The organism is Microcoleus sp. A003_D6 (assembly GCF_036702825.1).
Lineage (GTDB): Bacteria > Cyanobacteriota > Cyanobacteriia > Cyanobacteriales > Microcoleaceae > Microcoleus.
In genome coordinates this window covers 1-7490 of record NZ_JAUBWA010000203.1, presented here as the reverse complement: position 1 = coordinate 7490, position 7490 = coordinate 1, and the positions used below count along the sequence as shown (strand labels likewise).

Here is a 7490-nt window from a genome sequence, read left to right as displayed (position 1 = left end):
CCCCCCTTAAAAAGGGGGGGACAAGAAAGCTCTCAAAGTCCCCCTTCTTAAGGGGGATTTAGGGGGATCTCCGGGCAATCAACAGCGCTAACCCAAGCGTGTTGATCTGTAAAAGCTTTGTGGGAAAAAACGGCAAGTTAACTCGATCGACTAAAGATATGAGATGAAGACTTTATTGACTAATGCAATCCCATTGTCAAGGCACTTAAAAGCCGATCGCACCGAGCAAGTTTTACATACACCAGCGATCGAGTGCGGCATGAACAGCCGTCATACTTGTCTGTGCTGTTCTACTGTTTTAGTCCGACATATGCGATCGGGAGGGCTGTACTGGCGTTGTGGCTTTTGTCATGCAGATATGCCCGCTTAATCAACGCCGACAAGCAATGTTTTGGGACTCAGCAATCATAATTTAGAGGTAAAAATGTCATTCGAGTTAATCAATTTAACATTGCCGACGGTACTGCGAGAAATTGGCGAGGTCTTAGATGACTACCCAGAACATCCCTATCAGTCAGCTTTTTCGATTCATGAATTTCGGCAAAAGCTGATTGCTCACGTTCTGAGCCAACTTCCCAACCATTACACCATCGCCGGAGAACCAGCACCGGCGAGAAAACTCAGCGCTGCACATCGTTCTGCTTTAGCGGAGCGAATGTACCGAGAAACGGTGATTCGAGGGAGTATTTTGCACATTTTGAGAGAAAATGCCGATCGATTGAGTCATATCTTTCAGCAACAAAGCGCTTAGAGTTTACTGCTGATACTGCAACTGGGAGCAGATATTTCGGAGTGTTAAAAGCATTTTTAATACTCAGAATAAAATTGGTTAGTAGTGAGGAATTTAGTCCGCTTGATGAGGATTAAAGTCCTTACTACAAACTGTATGGTCGCAGCCAACACATCTGCAATCAAGTTAATTGACTGAATATTGAAAAGGAGAATAGTGATGTTAGATATTGATGAAATGGGACAAAAAGAAATTCAAGAGTTTCTACAACAAGTAGGATACGGTCATCTTGGCTATATACACGAAGGAAAACCCTACGTGATGCCAATGCACTATTATTTCAAAGATTCCGATATCTACCTGTTTACAACCGAAGGCATGAAGACTCATGACATAAACGTGAATCCAGAAGTCTGCTTACAGGTAGAAGAAATTCACGATCCGCTGCATTGGCGCAGCGCGATCGTGAGTGGCAGAGCCGATCGCCTAACCGAGCAGCAAGACATCGATCTAGCGATGCAATTAATCAAAGGGGAAAATCCCACACTTTCGCCTGCGATCAATCGCACTTGGATCGACTCTTGGGGACGTGCAGAGGTAATAGCTATCTACCGCATCTCTCACGGGGAAATGACCGGACGCACGACTGATGGAGCAAGCAGTCATTAGCGATCCTGATTAATCAATCCGTTCAATTTATTTAGGAAATAACCCAAACGAAACAGCCCTGCTTAAGAAGGAAGGGATAGGATATTCTTAAAATCCCCTTCTTAAGAGGGATGCGATAGGATATAGAATCGGTTATAAACAAGACATAACAAAAGTTTTTAGGTTTAAGTTAAAAAAAATTAGTGAGATCGAGGAGAAAAAAAAGAATATGAGGAAATTTTTTTTAACATTATTGGTGGGAACGCTATCATGTATTTGTTTTTTGGCGATCGCACCAATGCCAGTCATAGCAGCTAGTTCAATGCCCCAAGCTCAATTATCAGAAACCATCGATAATTTTTTGAGTTCTCTTCCTCGCGATTATTACACGATTAAAAATACAGAAGCTCTCAAAAGTATTGTCAAAAATGATAATGCTTCATTAATAGATGTCAGACAACCTTCTGAATATACCTCCGGTCACATTCCAAGCGCTATTAATATACCCTTGGAAACTTTAATGGCAAATCTTGATAAAATTCCCAAAAGTCACCCTGTAATTCTCTATTGCACAACTGGTTATAGAAGCGCAATGGGAGTTATGACTTTGCAAATGTTAGGATATACTAACGTGAGGGGTTTTCCTCCTAGTATTCAAGGTTGGAAAGCGGCAGGAGAACCTTTAGAAAAGTAGGATGTAAGTATTTATGATACTCAACCTAATCCAGCATAACTAGCTAGGGAAAAGACGATTCACTCAGTTTTTCAAAGAGGGCAATATTTATGTTCGGACGTTTTGTTGGAAAAATAATTTCCCAGTTACTATTACTGGGAGCCTTAGTTTTAACTGTATTTCTGGGGTTGGGAATATTTACTAATGCCCAGGCACTTGCAGAAATTACAGAACTGGAGGAAGCACCAAGCCAAATGGTTTACCAATCTCGGCAGAACCTCAAAGATCAGCATGGCAATAGCTGGCAGACGATCGCTTTTAAAAGGATTTCTCCTAATGGCAAAATGACTTTTGAACTGCGTTTAGTAGGTTTCCCAGGTGTGGCAAAAATCGACCGTACTAAACCCTTATTGTTGACTAATTCAATGGGTAAAACACTTACTGCTAATGATACCTCCAGCATTATTTTCACTGATTTGTCTGCTCCAGAATCTAATGTAGGTCAGTATGATATTCAGCCGTTATTACCGGAGTTACAGCCAGAAAACCCCCTAAAGTTGACGCTATCAGCGATGGACGGTGAAGCCATTAATCTATCAGTTCCACCACTTTTTCTGCAAGAGTGGCAAACCATTTTTTCTTCAGGAAATTAGGTTCGGTTGATAAGTTGCTGGCAAAGTTGAAGTAGCCGTAGGGTGCGTCGCCGTTGACAATCCCTAAGTTTCACAGACAATCTTACAGATCCGCACCTGAGCAACAAGGCCCAGACACAACCCTCCGTTTCACTCCGCCCAACACTTTTTTTGTAGCAATACTTTGTAGAAATCGTAGGGCTCTCGTGATTTTGTGGTGATAAGCAAACCGCATATCCTTACTCCGAGGGCATCATAGAATCACAAACAGTTGTGCTTGATACCGTATACACCATAAACCCAGGAGAGCCAATCGTATTAAATAACAAACAATGAATCCACAACTTTCCACGTTTTGGAGCTTGGCTGCGGATCGGGTGCTGGCTCAGGTGAAGTCTACAGCCGCAGGTTTAAGCAGTCAGGATGCTAAACAACACGTGAGCGAATACGGTGCGAACAGCCTGAAACAAAAACATAAATCGAACTCACTAACGCTGTTGCTCAACCAGTTCAAAAGTCCGATTATTTTGATTCTGATTTTTGCTGCCGTGCTGTCGATATTTCTGAAAGATGCGGCAGATGCGATCGTCATTTTGGCGATCGTCCTAATTAGCGGCTTACTAGGATTTTGGCAAGAACGGGGAGCGACAAATGCTGTTGAGAAACTACTGGCTTTGGTGCAAGTAAAAGCAACGGTTTTGCGGGACGGTAAATCTCAAGAAATCCCCAATGAAGAGGTGGTTCCGGGTGACATTGTGTTGCTTAATGCTGGCGATAGTATTCCCGGTGACTGCCTAATTTTAGAGTCGAAAGATTTGTCGGTGAATGAAGCGGCGCTGACTGGAGAAACCTATCCGGCTGACAAACTCAGCGGTGTTCTGCCCGCAGAAACCGATTTGGGTAAGCGCACTAACATCCTTTATATGGGCACCAATGTCATCAGCGGTACTGGCAAAGCAGTGGTGGTGTATACCGGAAAGGAAACTGAGTTTGGCAAGGTATCGGAACGATTGAAACTTAGGCCGCCGGAAACCGAATTTGAAGCGGGACTCACCAAATTTGGCTACTTTCTGATGGAGGTGACGCTGATTCTGGTTGTCCTAATCTTTGCCGCCAATGTTTACCTGAAACGCCCGGTTTTGGAATCTTTCCTATTTTCTCTGGCGCTGGCGGTTGGCCTGACTCCTCAACTTCTGCCCGCCATTGTCAGCCTCAATTTGTCTCGCGGCGCTAAGCAAATGGCTAACAAGCAGGTGATTGTGAAGCGCTTGGCTGCGATCGAGAATTTTGGCAGTATGAACGTGTTTTGTACGGATAAGACGGGTACGCTGACGGAAGGAGATGTGAAAATTCACTCGGCGGTTGATGTGGATGGCAAGGAGAGCGATCGGGTTTTGCTCTACGCTTATTTAAATGCAGCGTCTGAATCTGGCTATGTAAATCCGATCGACCAAGCGATTCGTCAACACAAGACATTCGACATCTCTGGCTATCAAAAGCTCGATGAAGTGCCCTACGATTTCAACCGCAAACGCTTAAGCATCCTGTTTAAACAAGAGAATACGCATCTGATAGTAACCAAAGGAGCCCTCAAGAATATTCTGGATGTATGCTCAACGGTAGAGACGGGTGATGGGAAAACGATCGACATTGCGCCGCAGCAGGACAAGATTCAACAACGCGCTGAAGAATTGGGCAGCAAAGGGTTTCGAGTATTGGGAGTTGCTTACCGCAATTTCGATCGCGATTCCTTCAGCAAAGACGATGAAACGAACATGACATTTATGGGCTATCTGGCGCTGTTCGATCCGCCGAAACCAGGTATTGCTGACACCCTCAAAGATTTGGTAGCCCTGGGCATCACCCCGAAGATGATTACGGGCGATAGTCGGGCTGTGGCGATCAGTATCATTCAACAGGTAGGACTACCCAAACCAAAGGTTTTGACTGGTGCAGAGCTCCAAAAACTCAGTGATGAAGCGCTACTGCATCGTGTTGGAGAAACCAATGTCTTTGCTGAAGTTGAGCCGAATCAAAAAGAGCGGATCATCATCGCGCTGAAAAAAGCGGGGAATGTCGTGGGCTATCTCGGAGACGGCATTAACGATGCCTCGGCGCTTCATGCTGCGGATGTGGGAATTTCCGTTGAGAGTGCGGTTGATGTGGCGAAGGAAGCAGCCGACATTGTGCTGATGGAAAAAGACCTAAATGTTTTGGTTGAGGGTGTGAAGGAAGGACGGGTGACGTTTGCTAATACGCTGAAATACGTGTTTATGGCAACGAGCGCTAATTTCGGCAATATGTTCAGCATGGCAGGTATTTCTCTGTTTTTACCGTTTTTGCCGCTACTGCCCAGTCAGATTTTGCTCACAAACCTGTTGACTGATTTTCCTGAAATGACGATCGCCACCGATCGCGTTGACAAGGAATTGGTAAACAAACCCCGCCGCATGGATATCAAGTTCATCCGCAAATTTATGTTGGTGTTTGGTTTACTCAGTTCAGTCTTTGATTATCTCACGTTTGGAGCATTGATATTTCTGCTGCACGCCAACGAGGCGCAATTTAGAACTGGTTGGTTTATGGAATCGGTGATTTCTGCATCCATAATTGTGCTGGTAATTCGGACGCGGCAGTCGATTCTCGCGAGCAAGCCGGGAAAGTATTTGTTGATGGCAACGATCGCGATCGTCACGATCGCACTCTTCCTTCCCTATACTCCGGTTGCAAGTTTACTGGGATTCCAATCCTTGCCGCTCGAATTCCTGTTGGTGCTGGCAGCAATTGTCGGACTTTACATTCTCTGTGCAGAAACTGTTAAACGAGTTTTCTATCAACACATCCACTCTTGACCATTCACAATTTACCGCATCAATTTTTTGGTAAGCTGAGAAGAAAAACATGATTACTGTCCACCACTTGAACAATTCTCGCTCCCAGCGAGTGCTCTGGCTGCTAGAGGAACTCGACCTAGAGTATGAAGTCAAGCGCTACGAGCGCGATCCGAAAACAATGCTGGCTCCCGCGTCGCTGCGTGCAGTGCATCCACTGGGTAAGTCTCCGGTGATTACCGATGGTGCGCTGACTCTGGCTGAATCCGGTGCGATCGTCGAATACTTAGTTGACCGTTACGGTGGCGGACGACTCGCTCCAGAGCTTGGCACGCCGGAACGGTTGCGATACATCTACTGGCTGCATTATGCTGAAGGCTCTGCGATGCCCCCGCTAGTGTTGAAGCTAGTCTTTAACCAAGTCGAAACAAGTCCGATGCCGTTTTTCGCTCGACCCATCGCGCGGTCAATTGTGGATCGCGTCAATAAATCGTTCATCGATCCTCAAATCGCACTGCATCTGGGTTATGTAGAAGCAGAACTTGAGAAAAGCTTATGGTTTGTTGGTAGTGAGTTCACCGCAGCCGATATTCAGATGAGCTTTCCATTGGAGGCGGCGGCTGCACAGGTAGGGTTGGACAGCAGCCGACCGAAACTGATGGGCTTTCTCGATCGCATTCACGCGCGTCCCGCATACCGCCGTGCATTAGAACGTGGCGGAGAATACGAGCTGCTGAATTAAGTGGAAATCCTTTCATAAAATGAGGTGAAGCGTTCAGCCCGAAACGATTGTTAATAATGCTGGAAAGTCTGTGATGCCTTTGACATCATCACACTTTCTATTGTTGAGGCGATCGCATTGACATTGTACGATAATCTGCGGTAATATGCCATTAAAAGCTGTAATATGCCATTAAAATTAAGAGTTGAACCGGAGTTGCTGGATAATACATAGTTAGATTTAGGTACGATAAACCCTGAGTAGTGAAGGTATGAAGGAAAAACTTCTGTACGATATTTTGATAGGGTTTCTCTTTATGTCCATATGGTTAAACTTAATCAATGGATATCTACAATCTTTGATCAATAATTTATCAGACCGATTTAAGCTATCTTTATACAGTTTTTCTATTATTTTTGCTCCGTTACTTTTCGATTTTGTTTTTAATGGCTCAGAAAATGGTTCAAAAACATTGGCTACTGCTGCACTTTCATCATTAGTAACTCTTGCAGTAAGAGAATCATTTGTATGGTGGAAAGATAGAAATGAAATAGAAGAGGAGATTTTTAGTGAGTTGTATGGCAACTATCGATCTTTGGAAACTTTTGTTCATGCCTATCAATCATTGAGCACAACGCCTAATGTAAATGCCGAGTTTAATGCTCAATGGAACAGGAGCATCGAATCTAAATGGATTGATAAGGCTTTTAATAATCATTTTGGAAAGCTACAACCTAGAAAAATATTTAGTCAGCCTGTTGTGAATGATTTACGCGATGTTTATGAACAAATGCAAACAGCAATTAATGGAGTTAAAAGTGGTGATTCGAGTTTCACTGATAGTGGATTTATGAGTAATATATTTTTGAGTTGTGAAAATTCTGGAATTCTTGTCAATATCAGAAGATTACTTGTTGGTATGAACGAGAAAAAAGCGAACGAACTGCTCACAGATTAAGCCCCAGCCGTTAGATTTACTATTTAATTTTTCGGTGTTAATGAATAGAAGTATGAAATCTTTAGGGGCAATCCCCCCGTGGTTGCCCTAATATCAACGGGGTAAGCACGGGGGCATTACCCCTACAAGTAAATCATACTTTTATTCAGCAACACTAATTTTTCAATATCGCGATCGCTTATTTACGCGCAGAAACGTCTAACTTGCCGAACGCAAGAAGCTGTAGTTTAGACTAACTAAAGATGAGAACGGTGGCAAAAGAAGAACTAGAGCCACCGCGCCGGGAGAGAATGAGGG

The 7490-nt window shown here is 44.1% G+C and carries 8 protein-coding genes; all 8 read left to right on the top strand.

Going from position 1 to position 7490, the window contains the following annotated elements:
- Positions 1 to 193: 193 nt before the first annotated feature.
- Positions 194 to 370 (top strand): hypothetical protein, encoded by a 177-nt coding sequence (locus QUB70_RS30765; protein WP_332985535.1) that lies wholly within the window; start codon positions 194 to 196, stop codon positions 368 to 370.
- Positions 371 to 424: 54 nt separating this feature from the next.
- Complete coding sequence (locus QUB70_RS30760; protein ID WP_332985534.1) at positions 425 to 751, top strand: hypothetical protein; 327 nt, start codon at positions 425 to 427, stop codon at positions 749 to 751.
- A 198-nt stretch (positions 752 to 949) separates the two neighbouring features.
- Positions 950 to 1399, top strand: a complete 450-nt coding sequence (locus QUB70_RS30755) for a pyridoxamine 5'-phosphate oxidase family protein (RefSeq protein ID WP_332985532.1) — start codon at positions 950 to 952, stop codon at positions 1397 to 1399.
- A 208-nt stretch (positions 1400 to 1607) separates the two neighbouring features.
- Positions 1608 to 2072, top strand: coding sequence for a rhodanese-like domain-containing protein (locus tag QUB70_RS30750; protein WP_332985530.1), 465 nt, complete (start codon positions 1608 to 1610; stop codon positions 2070 to 2072).
- A gap of 89 nt (positions 2073 to 2161) precedes the next feature.
- Positions 2162 to 2704 carry a DUF3122 domain-containing protein gene (locus QUB70_RS30745; RefSeq protein WP_332985528.1) on the top strand — a complete coding sequence of 181 codons (543 nt, stop codon included), beginning with the start codon at positions 2162 to 2164 and terminating at the stop codon, positions 2702 to 2704.
- A 311-nt stretch (positions 2705 to 3015) separates the two neighbouring features.
- Positions 3016 to 5535, top strand: a complete 2520-nt coding sequence (mgtA, locus tag QUB70_RS30740; RefSeq protein WP_332985526.1) for a magnesium-translocating P-type ATPase — start codon at positions 3016 to 3018, stop codon at positions 5533 to 5535.
- Positions 5536 to 5584: 49 nt separating this feature from the next.
- On the top strand, positions 5585 to 6256 hold the full coding sequence (locus QUB70_RS30735; RefSeq protein WP_332985525.1) for a glutathione S-transferase: 672 nt from the start codon (positions 5585 to 5587) through the stop codon (positions 6254 to 6256).
- Positions 6257 to 6506: 250 nt separating this feature from the next.
- Positions 6507 to 7193, top strand: a complete 687-nt coding sequence (locus QUB70_RS30730; protein ID WP_332985523.1) for a hypothetical protein — start codon at positions 6507 to 6509, stop codon at positions 7191 to 7193.
- Positions 7194 to 7490 lie beyond the last annotated feature (297 nt).

Coding starts and splice junctions, on each gene's coding strand:
- QUB70_RS30760 (WP_332985534.1), top strand. CDS start 425: ATGTCATTCGAGTTAATCAATTTAACATTGCCGACGGTACTGCGAGAA.
- QUB70_RS30755 (WP_332985532.1), top strand. CDS start 950: ATGTTAGATATTGATGAAATGGGACAAAAAGAAATTCAAGAGTTTCTA.
- QUB70_RS30750 (WP_332985530.1), top strand. CDS start 1,608: ATGAGGAAATTTTTTTTAACATTATTGGTGGGAACGCTATCATGTATT.
- QUB70_RS30745 (WP_332985528.1), top strand. CDS start 2,162: ATGTTCGGACGTTTTGTTGGAAAAATAATTTCCCAGTTACTATTACTG.
- mgtA (WP_332985526.1), top strand. CDS start 3,016: ATGAATCCACAACTTTCCACGTTTTGGAGCTTGGCTGCGGATCGGGTG.
- QUB70_RS30735 (WP_332985525.1), top strand. CDS start 5,585: ATGATTACTGTCCACCACTTGAACAATTCTCGCTCCCAGCGAGTGCTC.
- QUB70_RS30730 (WP_332985523.1), top strand. CDS start 6,507: ATGAAGGAAAAACTTCTGTACGATATTTTGATAGGGTTTCTCTTTATG.